Source organism: Mesorhizobium sp. BR1-1-13 (assembly GCF_020165515.1).
GTDB lineage: Bacteria > Pseudomonadota > Alphaproteobacteria > Rhizobiales > Rhizobiaceae > Mesorhizobium.
The window spans coordinates 301956-317501 of the sequence record NZ_JAIUIH010000001.1 but is presented as its reverse complement, the minus strand read 5'-3'; the positions used below and the strand labels follow the sequence as shown (position 1 = coordinate 317501).

Sequence of the window (15546 nt, the reverse complement as noted above, 5' to 3'; positions counted from 1 at the left end):
TCAGTGTGTGCGGAAGGGGTTGATGGCAACCACGGAACCGTAGCTCTGTCCGTGGTGGAGGTCTTCGGTGTAAAGTTTTTTGACGCCAAGGCGCTCGGCTGCGGCGATGATTGCGCCGTCCCAATAAGAAATCCGATACCGCTGCGCATTCTCAATGCCGCGCATGACGACCGCGCTGTCCAAATCCTGGCAAGGCTTCATGGAGATCGCGGCAACCCACTCGGCCGCTTTCGCTGGCGCCAGCACGACATCCGCTCTTTTGGTCACGTTCACATAAAACTCTTGCAGTACCTGGGCTGAGGTCGAGTAGTCTTCCTTGGCGATCAACTCCACGGCGCGCTCATATTTCGTACGCTCGGATTTGTGCCCGATCGCCGCATAAACGAGAACGTTGGTGTCAAGGAAGCACTCAGCGATCATAGAGAGCTTCCCGGTTCCACTTGCTGCTGCCCATGTCTCCTGCCGCCTCGCGGGCGAGCCTCAGCAGCGCTTGCCGTGCCTCGTCCTTGGCATGGCGTTTCGCCGCCACCGCTGCAAAAAACTCTCGCACCATACCATTGACGGTAGTTCGCTGTTCGGCGGCCGTCAGTTTGACCTGCTCCAGAATCTCTTCCTCGACGGCCAGGGTGATATTCTTCATGTCTCTTTTTCTCCTGCTATGCCACACAGTATATGTGTAACTGTGGCCATCGCAAGTCAAAGCCGCTTCAGGTCGGCGACGGTGAGATCGCTCTTGGCGTTGCCGGTGTTGAGCGTCGTCGCCGGCTCGAACATCAGCACCACCGGCTCCGGTGTCAGCGAACGCGGCCGGTGCTCGACGCCGCGCGGCACGACGATGAAATCGCCTTCGCCGAGCTCGACCGGACCGTCGCGGAAATCGATAGCGATGCGGCCGCGCAGCACGAGGAAGGCTTCGTCTTCATCGTCATGGGCGTGCCAGTCGAAGACATCGCCGAACTTGGCGATCTTGACCTGGGCGTCATTGACGTCGCCGGCGATGTGCGGATCGAACACGTTGTCGATCTTCGCATCCGCCGCTTCGACGAGGTTTATCTTGCGCGGAGGCACTTGATCAGCCCTTCACCGCCGCCACGATCTTCTTGGCGGCGTCGTCGAGATCGTCGGCCGACACGACGTTGAGGCCGCTGTCGTTGATGATCTTCTTGCCGAGTTCGGCATTGGTGCCTTCAAGGCGCACGACCAGCGGCACTTTCAGCCCGACTTCCTTGACAGCGGCGATAACGCCCTCAGCGATGATGTCGCATTTCATGATGCCGCCGAAGATGTTGATCAGGATGCCCTTGACCGCCGGATCCCTGGTGATGATCTTGAAGGCCGCCGTCACCTTTTCCTTCGACGCGCCGCCGCCGACGTCGAGGAAGTTGGCCGGCTCGGCGCCGTAGAGCTTGATGATGTCCATCGTCGCCATGGCGAGGCCTGCGCCATTGACCATGCAGCCGATATTGCCGTCGAGCGCGACATAGGCGAGGTCATATTTCGACGCCTCGATTTCTTTCTCGTCCTCTTCGGTGGTGTCGCGCAGTTCGAGCACATCCGGGTGGCGAAACAGCGCGTTGTTGTCGAACGACACCTTGGCGTCGAGGACGCGCAGCCGGCCGTTCTTCATGACGATCAGGGGATTGACCTCGAGCAGGCTCATGTCCTTCTCGACGAAGGCCTTGTAGAGGATCGGGAACAGCGTGCCGCCATCCTTGGCCGCGTCTCCGTCGAGCTTCAGCGCGGCATTGAGCTTCTTCACATCCTCCGCCGTGACGCCCTTTTCCGGGTCGATGGCGACGGTGATGATCTTTTCCGGCGTGTCGTGGGCGACCGCCTCGATGTCCATGCCGCCTTCGGTCGAGACCACGAAGGCGATGCGGCCGACCGATCGATCGACCAGGATCGACAGGTAGAGCTCGCGGTCGATATCGGCGCCGTCCTCGATATAGAGTCGGTTGACCTGCTTGCCGGTCGGGCCGGTCTGCTTGGTCACCAGCGTGTGGCCGAGCATCTCGTTGGCGTTGGCGACGACGTCGGCGACCGACTTGGCCAGCCGCACGCCGCCCTTGGCGTCGGGCCCGAGCTCCTTGAACTTGCCCTTGCCGCGGCCGCCGGCATGGATCTGGCTCTTCACCACATAGAGCGGGCCGGGCAGCGCCTTGGCGGCGGCTTCCGCCTCATCAGCCTTGAACACCGGCACGCCTTGGGCCACCGGCGCGCCAAAGCTCTTCAGCAGCGCCTTGCCTTGATACTCATGGATGTTCATCTGGAGCGTCTCCGGATCAGCTGCTGGGGTTCACTTCGAGGCGAGTTGCGGCGCGATCTTGACGCAGGCCTCGGTCAGGCCCTGCACCGCCGCTACCGAGCTATCGAACATCTTCTGCTCTGGCTTGGAAAGCTCGATCTCGATGACGCGCTCGACGCCACCGGCGCCGATCACCACGGGAACGCCGACATAGGTGTTCTTCACGCCATACTGGCCGGAAAGATGAGCCGCGCAAGGCAACACACGCTTCTTGTCCTTGAGATAGGCTTCGGCCATCGAGATCGCCGATGCGGCCGGCGCATAATAGGCCGAGCCGGTCTTCAACAGGCCGACGATCTCGGCGCCGCCATCGCGGGTGCGCTGCACGATCTGGTCGAGCTTCTCCTTCGAGGTCCAGCCCATCTTGACGAGATCGGGCAGAGGAATGCCTGCAACCGTCGAATAGCGGATCATCGGCACCATGGAATCGCCATGGCCGCCGAGCACGAAGGCGGTGACGTCCTCGACCGAAACCTTGAATTCCTCGGCCAGGAAATAGCGGAAGCGGGCGCTGTCGAGCACGCCGGCCATGCCCACGACATGGGTGTTGGGCAGGCCGGAAAACTTCTGCAGCGCCCAGACCATCGCATCCAACGGATTGGTGATGCAGATGACGAACGCCTTCGGCGCGTACTTCTTCAGGCCGGCGCCGACCTGTTCCATGACCTTGAGATTGATGCCGAGCAGATCGTCGCGGCTCATGCCCGGCTTGCGCGGCACGCCGGCGGTGACGATGCAGACGTCCGCCCCCTCGATGCCGGCATAGTCGTTGACGCCCGTCAGCCTGGAATCGAACCCGTCGACCGGCGACGATTGCGCGATATCGAGCCCCTTGCCCTGCGGGATGCCTTCGGCAATATCGAACAGAACCACGTCGCCGAGGTCCTTGAGGCCGATCATGTGAGCGAGCGTGCCGCCGATCATGCCAGAGCCGATAAGCGCTATCTTGTTGCGTGCCATGTCAGGATAGTTTCCCTTTGTTCGTGATGTCGCTCAAATCGCTGACGATCTGATGACGGCGTCGAGGAAGAGACCGGAATGCTGCGGGGATCCCGCGAGATTTCGCCGCACCCAATAGCCCCGGCGCCGCTTAAATTCAAACGATTATTTTGGAGCGAGCGTTTTCAATCGGTTAGAGTGACTGGGATTTACGTAAACGTAAAAGTTTTGAACTCGACTGGAGAGAATTTACACGATGAAGATGGAGATCGTAAGACTTGAGGCCGGCGATGACACCCTTGTGATGCGGGTCGCCGACGATGTGTTCGACGAACCGGTCACGCCGCATCGATTGGCAGCCTATCTCAGGGAACCCGGCCATTTCATGGTCGTGGCGCTCGCCGACGGCCTGACCGTCGGTCAATGCGCCGCGGTCATCCACCGTCATCCCGACAAGGTGACGGAGCTCTACATCGACGAAGTCGGCGTATCGTCGGCCTTCCAGCGCCAGGGCATCGCGCGAAAGATGCTCGATGCGATGTTTGCGATCGGCAGGGAGAATGGCTGCGAAGAAGCCTGGGTCGGCACCGAGCCGGACAACCGTGCCGCCCGCGCGCTTTACGAGTCGCGGAAGGAACCGCACGGTCCAGCGGAAGATTTCGTGATGTATGTATACGACTTGTAGGGCTCTCATAGCAGGAGCCGTACGGATCAGCCTTTGAAGGACCCGTCGGCTGGTTCTAGGCTTGCGCCTGCGTTTCGGTCGGCGTCGCCTTCGCCTTCCGCCGCTCCGCCCAATCCTCCAGCCAGTCGCGGCTCTGCATCTCGATCAGCCGCGAAGCCGTGCGTTCGAACTCGAACACCTCGACGCCGCGCTTGGCCACATAGAGTTGCTGCGGCGGCGCCTCCGCGCTCACCACCAGCTTGGTGTGATGGTCGTAGAGCGTGTCGACCAGGAGGATGAAGCGTTTGGCTTCGTTGCGCCTGCCTTCACCCAGCACCGGGATGTGGTCGATAAAGACGGTCGAGAAGCGGTCGGCAAGGACCAGATAGTCGCGCGCGCCGAGCGGTTTCTCGCACAGATCGGCGAAGGAAAATCGCGCGGCGTCGCCGGCGGCGCGCGGAACGGCGAGCTGCCGGCCCTTTATGGCAAGCGACGTCTCGACCGTCGGCGCGCCGCGCGTCACCGTTTGCCAAGCCGCGTCCAGCGCCTCATCGGCCGCCGCGTCGGCGGGCGTGACATAGACCGGCGTACGGGCAAGCTTTTCCAGCCGATAGTCCTTGTCGGCATCGAGCGAGAGCACCTGCGCATGCCGTTCCAATATGCCGATGAAGGGCAGGAAAAGCTGACGGTTCAGCCCATCGCGATAGAGGTTCTCCGGCGCTACGTTCGACGTCGCCACCAGCACCACACCGCTGGCGAACAGCGCCGAAAACAGCCGGGACAGGATCATCGCATCGGCGATGTCGGTGACCGAGAACTCGTCGAAACACAGTACCCAGGCCTGTTCGGCAAGCGCCCGCGCCACCGGCGGAATCGGGTCGTCTTCCCTCGCTGTGCCGTCCTTGCGCTCCTGCCGGTGCTTCTGGATGCGGTCCTGCACCTCGGCCATGAAGTCGTTGAAATGCACGCGGCGCTTGCGCCGGACCGGCAGCAGCTCGAAGAACAAGTCCATCAACATGGTCTTGCCGCGGCCGACGCCGCCATGGATGTAGAGGCCCTTGACCGCCTCGTGCGTCTCGCGCCTGCGGGCGAAGAGCCAGCCAAGCGCGCTCGATTTGTGCGCCAGCCGCTTCACCGAAATCTCTGATACCAGCCGGTCGAGAGCGGTGACGATCCGCTCCTGCGCCGGATCGCGCTCGATGGCACCGGTGTCGACCAGATGGTCGTAACGCTGCCTGACGGTCACATGGGTCTGGAGGCCGTCACGCAGATGCATAGGTCACGTCGTTGTCGAGGGGCTTGGCTTACCTTGTAAGCGAGATCGGCAGGCCATTGGAAGTCTGGCCGTCGAATTTTGAGCCGCCCGAGGAATAGAGCCGTGCCAGCGTGCCGCCATTCTCATCGTAAAGCGTCAACTGCTTGCCGGCGACGTTCCATGACTTGATGCCGTCGATTGGCGCCGGGCAATGCAGCGGTCCGGCGCGGAAGCCGGCGCCGAATTTGGTCTGCGGCGTCGCCACCTTGCAGCTCTGGCCGGAAACGCTGGCGTTCCATACGCCGGCGACACTGGCCGCGGTCAGGTCCGGCGCGCCCGCCGGCGCCGAACCGTCCGGCGGCAAGGAGGCGACCTGGCTGTTCTGCGGCGCGGTCGGGAATTGCGACGGATCGGTGGTGCCGGGAGAGGCCGGAGGCGGCAACTGGTTGGCCGTCACCTGACCGGACGGCGCCGGCTGCAGCGGCGCCGGCTGCTGGTCGTCCATCGAGGAAAACCGAGAGGTTGAGCAGCCGCTCGCAACGAGCGCCGCCAGCGATACGGCCACCAGGCCCGTTTTCGAAAAAGTCATTCCAACCTCCGTCGGATCCGGCGGGGCTGCCGTCCGCACAATGTCACCCTCCACCAAGATGGAGAAGGTGGCGAAATTTCAACCCGATATGGTTAAAATAGGGTTTGCGCCAAGAATTGTTGCAAATTTATCGCAATCATCCGGCCAGCGGAGCGCTTGGCACGAATATATAGCCGTCCGGCCCGACGACATAGCTCTCGCGCAGGCCGTGCGGCTTGTCGACCGCCCCGGCCAGCACGATATGGCCATGACCGCGCGCGGCGGCCTCGACCGCATCCGGGTCGGCGCCGTAAAGACGCAGTTCGATGCCGGCGCCGCGTGTCTCGGCGCCGGCGATCGTCGAGCCGGCCGCCGGGGCCGTTGGCATTTGGCCGGCAAACGCTTGCGCCAGCCGGCACAGGGCTTATCTCTATCAAAACGAAATTCGCTGGAGCTGCAAATTGGCTGCGAGACCGAAAGCCGCCAATCGCTATTACAACGGCCCGCCCAGCGATCATTTCGACGGAACCTTGTTCTTCAATCCCGGCGGCCAGCCGCCGGCGCGCTTCGCCGATCTGCTGAAATGGCAGTTCAACGGCCAACGCTCGAAATGGCCAGCGACCAATCCGAGTCCCTTTCCGCAGGCAAAGCCGCCCGCACGTGTCGAGGGTGCCGGCCTGATCGTGACCATGGTCGGTCATTCCACGCTGCTGGTCCAGACCGCGGGCCTGAACATCCTCACCGACCCGGTATGGTCGCTGCGGGCTTCGCCGTTCTCCTTCATTGGGCCGAAACGCGTCAATGCGCCGGGCATCGCCCTGGCCGACCTGCCGCCGATCGATCTCGTGCTGGTCAGCCACAACCATTACGACCATCTCGACATCGCGACACTGAGGCAGCTCAAGGCCAGGCACGACCCGCTGGTGGTGAGCCCGTTCGGCAATGACGTGCTCATTGGCGGGGCGGTTCCGGGCACGCGGCTGTCGGCGCATGACTGGGGCGACAGGGTCGACATCGGCGATGGCGTGGCCGTCCATGTCGAGCCGGCACATCACTGGTCGGCACGCGGCACACGCGACCGGCGCATGGCGCTGTGGGCCGGCTTCGTCATCGAGACGCCGGCCGGCCGGATCTATTTCGCCGGCGATACCGGTTTCCACGACGGCATCAACTACCGGCTCATGGCTCATAAGCACGGCGGCTTTCGCTTCGCCATTCTGCCGATCGGCGCCTATGAGCCACGCTGGTTCATGGCCTCTCAGCACCAGGATCCGCGGGAGGCAGTCGAAGGCATGAAGCTTTGCAACGCCGCCTATGCCGCCGGCTGTCATTGGGGCACGTTCCAGCTCACCGATGAACCGGTCGACGAGCCGGCACGCAAGCTCGACGAGGCGCTGGAGGCCCAGGGCCTGCCGCCGGAGCGTTTTCGCGCCTTGCGGCCGGGCGAGGTCTGGGATGTGCCGCAGATCTGACCGGGGCCGGTTGCGGCCACGGAACCCAAGCGCCACCGGCGCGTTTGTAGGAGGGGTCAAATTCTATCGCTCGGCGAGGCATTTCCATGCTCAGATGGATCATCATTCTCCTGATTATCGCCGCCGCTGCCAGCCTGCTCGGCATGCCGGCATTAGCAGGTGCGGCCGCCACCGGCGCGCGCATCCTGATCGGCATCGTGCTGATCATCTTCCTGCTGATCCTGCTCGGGGTCTTCGCCGTCACCTGAAGGCGCGATGCACTGGTAATTCCCGCCCTTTTCCGCCATATAGCGGCAAACAGCACGGAATGACCGGAAGAAATGGCAGGCACCGCCCCCTTCGCCAAGATGAACGGCATCGGCAACGAGATCATCGTTGCCGATATGCGTGGCCGTGCCGATCGAGTGATGCCGGCAGCGGCGATCATGCTCAACGCCGATGTCTCGACGCGGTTCGACCAGATCATGGCGATCCATGACGCGCGGACGCCGGGTACGGCCTATTTCATCGACATATTGAATTCGGACGGCTCGGGCGCGCAGGCCTGCGGCAACGGCATGCGCTGCGTCGTCCAGGCGCTGGCGGCCGAGACCGGACAAAAGACATTCACCTTCGAGACCGTCGCCGGAATCCTCAACGCGCAGGAACATGCCGACGGTTCGATTTCGGTCGACATGGGCATGCCGCGCTTCGGCTGGCGGGACATTCCGCTCGCCGAGGAGTTTCGCGATACCCGCATGATCGAATTGCAGGTCGGCCCGATCGACGCCCCGGTACTGCATTCGCCCTCGGTCGTCTCCATGGGCAATCCGCATGCCATCTTCTGGGTCGACCGCGACGTCTGGTCCTACGAACTCGACCGCTTCGGACCGCTGCTCGAAAACCATCCGATCTTCCCCGAGCGCGCCAACATCACCATCGCGCAGGTAAGCTCGCCCGACAGCATGATCATCCGCACCTGGGAACGTGGCGCCGGCCTGACCAAGGCTTGCGGCACGGCGTCCTGCGCCGCCGTCGTGGCTGCCGCCCGCACCCGGCGCACCGGGCGCAGCGTCAATCTGCTGACCCCGGGCGGCGGCTCGCTGCATGTGGAATGGCTCGAAAACGACCACGTCATCCTGACCGGCGCGGCCGAATGGGAATTTTCCGGCAGCTTCGATCCCTCGAACGGCGCTTGGGCGCGCGACACCGAGAGCGCGGCCTGATGCCCGCTTTTTCCAGGGATGTCGATGATGCGGCGAAGGGCCCCAATCGCATCGAAATGGTGACCTTCGGCTGCCGGCTGAACACTTATGAATCCGAGGTGATGCGGCGCGAGGCCGAAACTGCGGGCCTCGGTGCGCTGGCCGGCGGCGCCGTCATCTTCAACACCTGCGCCGTCACTTCGGAAGCGGTGCGCCAGGCCAAACAGGCGATTCGCAAGGCGCGCCGCGACAACCCCAAGGCTCGCATCATCGTTACCGGCTGCGCGGCGCAGACCGAGCCGCAGAACTTCGCTGCCATGGATGAGGTCGATCTCGTTCTCGGCAATGAAGAGAAGCTGAGGGCCAATTCCTATCGCGCGCTGCCGGATTTCGGCGTCAACGACAGCGAAAAGGCGCGCGTCAATGACATCTTCTCCGTCCGCGAGACCGCCGGCCATATGGTCGATGCCATCGAGGGCAGGGCACGCGCCTTCGTGCAGGTGCAGAATGGCTGCGACCACCGCTGCACCTTCTGCATCATCCCCTATGGTCGCGGCAATTCACGCTCGGTGCCGATGGGCGCCGTGGTCGAGCAGGTCAAGCGGCTCACCGGCAACGGCTATGCCGAGATCGTGCTGACCGGCGTCGACATGACCAGTTTCGGCGCCGACCTGCCGGGCGCACCGAAACTCGGCAGGCTGGTGAAGACCATCCTTCGCCAGGTGCCGGACGTGAGGCGCCTGCGCCTCTCCTCCATCGATTCCATCGAGGCCGACGACGATTTGCTCGACGCCATCGCCACCGAGCCGCGGCTGATGCCGCATCTGCATCTGTCGCTGCAATCGGGCGACGACATGATTTTGAAGCGCATGAAGCGCCGGCATCTGCGCGATCAGTCGATCCGCTTCTGCGAGGACGTGCGCAAACTGCGCCCCGACGTCGTTTTCGGCGCCGACATCATTGCAGGCTTCCCGACCGAGACGGAGGCGATGTTCCAAAATTCGGAAAAGATCGTCGAGGAATGCGGGTTGACCCACCTGCACGTCTTTCCGTTTTCGCCGCGCGAAGGCACGCCCGCCGCGCGCATGCCGCAGGTCCGCCGCGAAGTGGTCAAGCAGCGCGCTGCCCGCCTGCGCACCGCCGGCGAGACTGCATATCGCCGCCATCTGTCGTCGCTTTCCGGAACGCGCCAGTCGATCCTGATCGAGCGCGACGGGCTCGGCCGCACCGAAGGGTTTACGCTTGCCGCGCTCGCCACCGGCGCGCCGGGCGAGATCGTTGAAGCAACAGTCACCGGCCATGACGGCGCCCGGCTGATCGCGGTTCCGCTTGCCGCCCGCGCCGCCTGAGAAACGCAAGAGATGGCCGGGTTTTTCAAGAAAATATTTTCGTTCGGCAAGAAGGAGGTCGTCGAGGAGCGCGTCGACGAGACCGCCCCGCTGCCGCCGATCAAATGGGATCAGCTCGATACGCTGAAGCCGGCGGCCGAACAGGCCGTTCCGGAATTCCTGAAGCGGGAGGAGATCCAGGCTCAGCCTGCCGTCGAGCCCGCGCCGCCCGAGGAGCCGGGACCCGAGCCTGCCCCGGCCATTCCGCCGGTGCCGGCGCCGGCCGTTCCGCCCGAGCCGGAACCGCTGCCGGAGCCGCGGCCGGAGGAGGAACCGGCACCGACGCCCGAGCGCCCGGAGCCGCCGGCACCCGAGGAAGTTCCGACGCCTCCGGTCATTCCGGAGCCTGCGCCCGAACCGCGGCCGCAGGAGGTACCGCCACCAGCGCCCGCCGAGCCGGAAATTGTCCCGTCGCGTCCGGAGCAGCTGCCGGAACCGGCACCCGTGGAAGTGCCGACGCCCGCCGAAGTTCCGATCGAGACACCGGCGCCAGTCGAGATACCGCCGACACCGTCTTCCGCGCAGCCTTCACAGGCCGGCGCCGCCCCTCATCCGCCTGCCGGCACCCCCTCCCCGTATAGTGACGGGGAGAAGGAAGAAGCTGCAACGCCAACGCCTCCCTCTCCCCGTCCTTCACGGGAAGAGGGTAAGGGTGAGGGGCAGCGCCGATCTGTCGAGAACCTGGCACCCAGTGCCGAAACCGCTGCCGAAATCTCGCCGCCAATTCGCCAGCCTGCGCCGATCGAGCCGCAGCCTGTGCGCGCCGAAATCGCGCCGGAACCTGAAGCAGTTCCCGCGCCGAAGCCCACATCCTCCCCCGTCAAGGTGACGGTCGCGAAAAAAGTGGAGCAGAAGGCCGAGCCGCGGAAGGCGCCGGAGCCGGCGGCGCGACGCTCCTGGTTCCAGCGCATGCGGGACGGGCTTGCCCGCTCCTCGCGCGAATTGTCGGGCAACATTGCCGGCGTCTTCACCAAGCGCAAGCTCGACGACGACACGTTGCAGGACCTGGAGGACGTGCTGATCCGCGCCGATCTCGGACTGGAGACCGCCTTGCGCGTCACCGATGCGCTGGCCGCCAGCCGCTACGGCAAGGATGTTTCCGACGCCGAGGTCCGCGCCGTGATGGCGCAGGAGGTGGAGAAGGTGCTGACTCCCGTCGCCCTGCCGCTGGAACTCGACCTCAGCCACAAGCCGCATGTCATCCTGGTGGTCGGCGTCAACGGCACTGGCAAGACCACGACCATCGGCAAGTTGGCGGCCAAACTGACCGATGGCGGCCTGTCGGTGATGCTGGCCGCCGGCGACACGTTCCGCGCCGCCGCCATCGAGCAGCTCAAGATCTGGGGCGAGCGGACGAAATCGCCGGTCATCGCCTCCAAGCTCGGCGCCGATGCCGCCGGTCTCGCCTACGATGCCTTCGAGAAGGCGAAGGAAGCCGGCTCAGACGTGCTGATCATCGACACGGCCGGCCGCCTGCAGAACAAGGCCGAGCTGATGGCGGAGCTTGAGAAGATCGTGCGCGTGCTGGGCAAGCTCGATCCGGAAGCGCCGCACACCGTGCTGCAGACGGTCGACGCCACAACCGGCCAGAACGCGCTCAACCAGGTCGAGATCTTCCGCAACATCGCCGGCGTCAACGGCCTGGTGATGACCAAGCTGGACGGCACGGCGCGTGGCGGTATTCTGGTGGCGATCGCGGCAAAACACAGATTGCCGGTCTATTTCATCGGCGTCGGCGAACAGGTCGACGACCTCGAACCGTTCTCGGCAAGCGAATTCGCCCGGGCGATCGCTGGCGTTGCGTAACGGCATGATCCCGGAAGTTGCCTCAACCGGATCGTGCGTAAGAAGGAAGATATGAACCCACCCATTCTCGAACGCGATCCGTCTGACCCGCAGAAAGAGAAGAAGGAAGGCGTCAACCCGCTGCTCAAGCTCGTTCTCGAGCTAGGGCCGCTGCTGGTGTTCTTTTTCGCCAATGCGCGAGGCGAATGGCTGACGCAGAAATTCCCGGCGCTGGCTGAATTCGGCGGCCCGATCTTCGTCGCCACCGGCCTCTTCATGGCCGCCACCGCGATCGCGCTGGTCGCGTCCTGGCTGCTGACGCGCACCTTGCCGATCATGCCGATGGTGTCGGGCGTCGTCGTCTTCATCTTCGGCGCGCTGACGCTTTATCTGCAGGACGACATCTTCATCAAGATGAAGCCGACCATCGTCAATACGCTGTTCGGCGGCGTGCTGCTCGGAGGGTTGTTCTTCGGCAGATCTCTGCTCGGCTACGTCTTCAATTCCGCCTTCAGGCTCGATGCCGAGGGCTGGAGAAAACTCACCTTTCGCTGGGGCCTGTTCTTCCTGTTCCTGGCCATCGTCAACGAGGTGGTGTGGCGGAATTTTTCCACCGATGCCTGGGTTACCTTCAAGGTCTGGGGCATCATGCCGATCACGCTTCTGTTCACCTTCAGCCAGATGCCGCTGATCCTGCGCCATTCGCTGGACGACAAGGCCGGCGGCGAAGAGAAGGCCGGCAAATAAGGCTTGCCAATAGGGGGAGTGCCATGGAATTCGTCACCACGCGCGAAGAGCTGCGGACGATCTACAAGACGCCGCGTCCGACGGATGGTTCGATCCGCAAGGAATTGAAGGCGCTGGACGGCCATTGCCGCTCCTTCATCGGCAAGAGCCCCTTCGTGCTGATCGGCTCCTCCGACGGCGAAGGCAATGCCGATGTAACGCCCAAAGGCGACAAGCCAGGCTTCGCCGCCGTGCTCGACGACAGGACCATCGCCATCCCCGACCGGCCCGGCAACAACCGGCTGGATACGCTGGAGAACATCCTGCTCAACCCGTCGGTCGGGCTGCTGTTCCTCATTCCCGGCATGAACGAGACGCTGCGCGTCAACGGCGACGCCCGCATCACCGTCGACGCGGGTTTGCGCGAACGGCTGGCCGTCGACGGCAAGGAGCCGCAGAGCGTCGTCGTGGTCGCCGTCAAGGCCGCCTACATGCATTGCGCCAAGGCGTTCATGCGCTCCGACCTTTGGAAGCCGGAGAGCTGGTACGATCGCGCCACGCTGCCGACGCTCGGCCAGATCCTGCGGGACCAACTGGCGCTCGCCGATTCGGCCGAGGCGACCGACCGCTGGCTGGACGACGAATACAAGCAGACAATGTGGTAGCGTGCGCGGAAGATTCGTCCGAGCGTCGCCTTGCTGAACCTCCTTGCCATTTCCGGCAGCCTGCGGGCGGCCTCCACCAATTCGGCCCTGGTCGCGGCACTGGCGTGGAACGCGCCAGAGGGCTGCCGCGTCGCCATCCATGAAGGGCTCGGCCTGCTGCCGATCTTCAACCCCGACGACGAGGGTGAGCGGACGCCGTGCGAGGCGTCCAGGCTGATCGATGCCGTCGCCGCCGCCGACGGCGTCATCATTTCATGCCCGGAATATGCGCATGGCGTGCCGGGCGGCCTGAAGAATGCGCTCGACTGGCTGGTATCGCGCGACGCCGCCGTCGACAAGCCGGCCATGCTCGTGCACGCCTCGCCGCGCTCGCTCTATGCCCGCGCCGCATTGGCGGAGATCATGCGGACGATGTCGTTTTCGCTTCATGACGGCGGGCTGGAGATCGGGCTGCTCGGCAAGAAGCCTGCGGATGCGGAAAACATCCTCGCGGAGCCGGTAAATGTGCTGGCGATGCGCAACGCGGTTTCGGCCTTCGCCGATTTCATTCGCTCGCGGTGATCTTTGAGCGGCCACCAACACGCCGTCGTCATTCTAGGGCGAAGCAAGGAGCGCAGCGACGCGGCGCAGACCCTAGAATCCATGCCGTAACGTTTGCCAGAGAATGCAACGGTCCAGGACAGACAGCGTGACGTTGGAGATTACGCGGACCACGCTACCGACAGAAATTTCACCATCGCAACGCTCGCATATCACGGCATGGATCCTAGGGTCTCCGCGACGTCGCTTCGCGACTGCTTCGCCCTAGGATGACGACGGATAGATGCTTCGGCCGATCTCCAACGTCAGCCGTCGCCACTACTTCCTCAACGTCTCGACATCGGTCTTGCCGACGTACCAGTCGCGGGCATTGACCTCCTCGAAGACCACCCAGACATCGTCATTGCCGAGCCCGGTGGCGTCCATGATTGCCGCCGTGACTTTTTTGGCGATGTCGGCTTTCTTGCCGGCCGGATCGGCGGCGATCACTTCCTTGACGATGCGGATGTTGACGAATGGCATGACGTCCTCCCCTTAATTCAGCTCAGTAGGTCTTGGCGCCGTTCACCATCAGCCGGACCATGTAGAGCGAGGTGGTGCCGGCGATGTAGAGACAGTTCAGCTTGGCGCCGCCGAACACGCAATTGGCGGTCACCTCGGGCACCTTGACCTTGCCGATCAGCGTTCCGTCCGGATCGTAGCAATGGATGCCGTCGGCGGCGCTGGTCCAGATGCGCCCGGCATCATCGAGCCTGAAGCCGTCGAACAGACCCGCGGTGCAATCGGCGAAGACTTTTTCACCCGAGACCTTCTTGCCGCCCTCGCCGACATTGAATACCCGCATATGCGCCGGGTTCTGCGCGCCATGCGTGCGGCCGGTGTCGACGACATAGAGCTTGCTCTCGTCGAGCGAGAACGCAAGCCCGTTCGGTCTGACCATGTCGGTGATGACGGCCTCGACCTCGCCCGTGCCGGGATCGACCCGGTAGACATTGCAGGCGCCGATCTCGCTCTCGGCCTTGTCGCCCTCGTAATCGGTGTCGATGCCGTAGGTCGGATCGGTGAACCAGATCGAGCCGTCCGACTTGACCACCACGTCATTGGGCGAATTCAGCCGCTTGCCTTTCCACTTGGCGGCGATGGTGGTGACCGAACCGTCGAACTCGGTGCGGCTGACGCGGCGCCCCGAATGCTCGCAGGTCACCAGCCGGCCCTGCCGGTCGACGGTATTGCCGTTGGAATTGCCGCATGGCTGCCGAAACACGCTGACGCTGCCGTCGGTCTCGTCGTAACGCATCATGCGGTTGTTCGGTATGTCCGACCAGACGACATAGCGGCCGGCGGCGAACCAGGCCGGCCCTTCCGCCCATCGGCAGCCGGTGAAGAGCTTGTCCACTTGCGCATTGCCGTTGAACAGCCGCGCAAAACGCGGATCGAGAACTTCATAATAATCGGCGGCAGCCATTCCTTTTTCCTCCCAGTGACATTGGCAATCCAGCGCGATCAAGCCAGCAGCAGGCCGATATGGCAAGATCGGCGGCGATGACATTCCCGCAATTTGTAAGACAAAACGACAGGAACAGGCATTCCCATCACGGGAAGAGCAATGCGCCGGCGTCGGGTATGGCCTTCAGGCGCCATTAACCGGCTATGCACACAGCGCAATGGTGCATTGCAACATCTCGTTTTTGCAATGCACCATTACTATGTCATTCTTCGTACTGATCAAGGGAGGAACAACAGCCGCGAAAATGCGGTGCAAAAGGGAACTCGCTATGATCCTCGACAGTCTCATGACCCGCGCTCGCGCCAGCATCGCCAAGCGCAAGCACTACAACCGCCTCGTCGCTGAAATCGACAGCTTCTCCAGCCGCGATCTGGCCGACATGCGCGCCGACCGCTCGGAAATGCTTTATCAGGTCCACAAGCAGATCTACGGCTGAGCCCACAACAAGCAAATCCGGGCGCTCCGAGACACTGCTGTTTCCCAGCGGTGATGACGAGGGCGCGTCAACCCGAAGCCTATGACGCGTCGGCGAGCGGCGAACGCTTGTC

At 63.6% G+C, this 15546-nt stretch carries 20 protein-coding genes; 10 read left to right on the top strand and 10 right to left on the bottom strand.

Going from position 1 to position 15546, the window contains the following annotated elements:
* The 5 genes from LB533_RS01595 to mdh are packed head-to-tail and all read right to left on the bottom strand — an operon-like array spanning position 1 to position 3265.
* Positions 1-420, bottom strand: a complete 420-nt coding sequence (locus LB533_RS01595) for a PIN domain-containing protein (protein WP_140641070.1) — start codon at positions 418-420, stop codon at positions 1-3.
* Positions 410-640, bottom strand: coding sequence for a hypothetical protein (locus LB533_RS01590; protein WP_140641072.1), 231 nt, complete (start codon positions 638-640; stop codon positions 410-412). Before LB533_RS01590 ends, LB533_RS01595 begins: the two co-directional genes overlap by 11 nt.
* 56 nt (positions 641-696) lie before the next feature.
* Positions 697-1068 carry a cupin domain-containing protein gene (locus tag LB533_RS01585; RefSeq protein ID WP_140641074.1) on the bottom strand — a complete coding sequence of 124 codons (372 nt, stop codon included), beginning with the start codon at positions 1066-1068 and terminating at the stop codon, positions 697-699.
* Positions 1069-1072: 4 nt separating this feature from the next.
* Positions 1073-2266 carry an ADP-forming succinate--CoA ligase subunit beta gene (sucC, locus tag LB533_RS01580; RefSeq protein ID WP_140641075.1) on the bottom strand — a complete coding sequence of 398 codons (1194 nt, stop codon included), beginning with the start codon at positions 2264-2266 and terminating at the stop codon, positions 1073-1075.
* Between the two features lie 30 nt (positions 2267-2296).
* Entirely contained in the window at positions 2297-3265 is a 969-nt protein-coding gene (gene mdh / locus LB533_RS01575) for a malate dehydrogenase (RefSeq protein WP_140492808.1), read from the bottom strand.
* Between the two features lie 235 nt (positions 3266-3500).
* Here mdh and LB533_RS01570 point away from each other — a divergent pair, with 235 nt between their 5' ends.
* Positions 3501-3929, top strand: a complete 429-nt coding sequence (locus LB533_RS01570) for a GNAT family N-acetyltransferase (protein WP_224676499.1) — start codon at positions 3501-3503, stop codon at positions 3927-3929.
* A 55-nt stretch (positions 3930-3984) separates the two neighbouring features.
* On the opposite strand, the gene zapE is transcribed toward LB533_RS01570, so the two are convergent.
* The 3 genes from zapE to LB533_RS01555 all read right to left on the bottom strand — a co-directional run bounded on the left by zapE (position 3985) and on the right by LB533_RS01555 (position 6119).
* The gene (gene zapE, locus LB533_RS01565; protein ID WP_224676498.1) at positions 3985-5184 is read right to left on the bottom strand and encodes a cell division protein ZapE; all 1200 of its coding nucleotides are present in this window, start codon (positions 5182-5184) and stop codon (positions 3985-3987) included.
* A gap of 28 nt (positions 5185-5212) precedes the next feature.
* The gene (locus LB533_RS01560) at positions 5213-5752 is read right to left on the bottom strand and encodes a protease inhibitor Inh/omp19 family protein (RefSeq protein WP_140550731.1); all 540 of its coding nucleotides are present in this window, start codon (positions 5750-5752) and stop codon (positions 5213-5215) included.
* Positions 5753-5888: 136 nt separating this feature from the next.
* Positions 5889-6119 (bottom strand): hypothetical protein, encoded by a 231-nt coding sequence (locus LB533_RS01555; RefSeq protein WP_224556313.1) that lies wholly within the window; start codon positions 6117-6119, stop codon positions 5889-5891.
* 73 nt (positions 6120-6192) lie between these two features.
* On the opposite strand from LB533_RS01555, the gene LB533_RS01550 reads away from it, so the two are divergent.
* The 8 genes from LB533_RS01550 to LB533_RS01515 all read left to right on the top strand — a co-directional run bounded on the left by LB533_RS01550 (position 6193) and on the right by LB533_RS01515 (position 13512).
* Complete coding sequence (locus tag LB533_RS01550) at positions 6193-7203, top strand: MBL fold metallo-hydrolase (RefSeq protein ID WP_140641079.1); 1011 nt, start codon at positions 6193-6195, stop codon at positions 7201-7203.
* Positions 7204-7289: 86 nt separating this feature from the next.
* Positions 7290-7451, top strand: coding sequence for a DUF1328 family protein (locus LB533_RS01545; RefSeq protein WP_140550734.1), 162 nt, complete (start codon positions 7290-7292; stop codon positions 7449-7451).
* Between the two features lie 72 nt (positions 7452-7523).
* A complete protein-coding gene (gene dapF / locus LB533_RS01540) occupies positions 7524-8408 on the top strand; it encodes a diaminopimelate epimerase (protein WP_140641081.1) in 885 nt (294 codons plus the stop codon).
* Positions 8408-9736: a tRNA (N(6)-L-threonylcarbamoyladenosine(37)-C(2))-methylthiotransferase MtaB gene (gene mtaB, locus LB533_RS01535; protein ID WP_224676497.1), complete on the top strand. Its 1329-nt coding sequence runs from the start codon at positions 8408-8410 to the stop codon at positions 9734-9736. The genes dapF and mtaB overlap by 1 nt, the downstream gene beginning before the upstream one ends.
* 12 nt (positions 9737-9748) lie before the next feature.
* A complete protein-coding gene (gene ftsY / locus LB533_RS01530) occupies positions 9749-11581 on the top strand; it encodes a signal recognition particle-docking protein FtsY (RefSeq protein WP_224676496.1) in 1833 nt (610 codons plus the stop codon).
* Between the two features lie 51 nt (positions 11582-11632).
* Positions 11633-12307, top strand: coding sequence for a septation protein A (locus LB533_RS01525; RefSeq protein ID WP_140641087.1), 675 nt, complete (start codon positions 11633-11635; stop codon positions 12305-12307).
* Positions 12308-12330: 23 nt separating this feature from the next.
* Positions 12331-12951, top strand: coding sequence for a pyridoxamine 5'-phosphate oxidase family protein (locus tag LB533_RS01520; protein WP_140641089.1), 621 nt, complete (start codon positions 12331-12333; stop codon positions 12949-12951).
* 30 nt (positions 12952-12981) lie between these two features.
* Positions 12982-13512 carry an NADPH-dependent FMN reductase gene (locus tag LB533_RS01515; RefSeq protein WP_224676495.1) on the top strand — a complete coding sequence of 177 codons (531 nt, stop codon included), beginning with the start codon at positions 12982-12984 and terminating at the stop codon, positions 13510-13512.
* Between the two features lie 297 nt (positions 13513-13809).
* Here LB533_RS01515 and LB533_RS01510 read toward each other — a convergent pair whose 3' ends face one another.
* Positions 13810-14013, bottom strand: a complete 204-nt coding sequence (locus LB533_RS01510) for a tautomerase family protein (RefSeq protein ID WP_224676494.1) — start codon at positions 14011-14013, stop codon at positions 13810-13812.
* Between the two features lie 22 nt (positions 14014-14035).
* Positions 14036-14956, bottom strand: a complete 921-nt coding sequence (locus tag LB533_RS01505; protein WP_224676493.1) for an SMP-30/gluconolactonase/LRE family protein — start codon at positions 14954-14956, stop codon at positions 14036-14038.
* Between the two features lie 310 nt (positions 14957-15266).
* Here LB533_RS01505 and LB533_RS01500 point away from each other — a divergent pair, with 310 nt between their 5' ends.
* Positions 15267-15434, top strand: coding sequence for a hypothetical protein (locus LB533_RS01500; RefSeq protein ID WP_140641097.1), 168 nt, complete (start codon positions 15267-15269; stop codon positions 15432-15434).
* Positions 15435-15546: the final 112 nt, after the last annotated feature.